Here is a 502-nt window from a genome sequence, read left to right on the forward strand (position 1 = left end):
GGATTAATTGTTTCATAATTAAACTTAGTTTGTACATCTTTAATAAAGTTTTCAAAATCTACCACTTGAGCTATTTCAAAATTAGTCACATATTCATTTGCCGCAAGTTTAGTATTTGCCTTTGCCCAATCATCCCAAAGTTGCTTTACAGTACCAGCAGTACTCCCTCTTGCTGTCAGATAAGCTGTTTCAGGATGTTTTGTATCAACTACAGCAGTAGCAACTAAACCATCATCGCTATGCACAACTTGATCAATCTGATAATGTAATAGGTCTGTAGCTAAATTGCTATTTTTATTCAAAAAACTAGAGATAAATGCATCTTTTTTAACTTCTGGTTTAAGCTCATAAGCACCATTACCATCAGGAATTAAATTACCATTATTATCAAGCTTATAAAGAAGTTGTCCGTATGTTAACCTTTTATCTGGATCGGCCCCATTAATCTCATTAATTTTACTTTTATCATCGAAAAGAGCTGAATATGATAAAGTTTTAAATA

General features: G+C 31.9%; 1 protein-coding gene. It reads right to left on the minus strand.

The annotated features are described in order from the left end of the window. Positions 1-502: hypothetical protein (locus DNK84_RS14010; RefSeq protein WP_162902530.1), on the minus strand; the 502-nt coding region annotated here is incomplete at both ends.

This window comes from Facilibium subflavum (assembly GCF_003574485.1).
Taxonomy (GTDB): domain Bacteria; phylum Pseudomonadota; class Gammaproteobacteria; order Francisellales; family Francisellaceae; genus Facilibium; species Facilibium subflavum.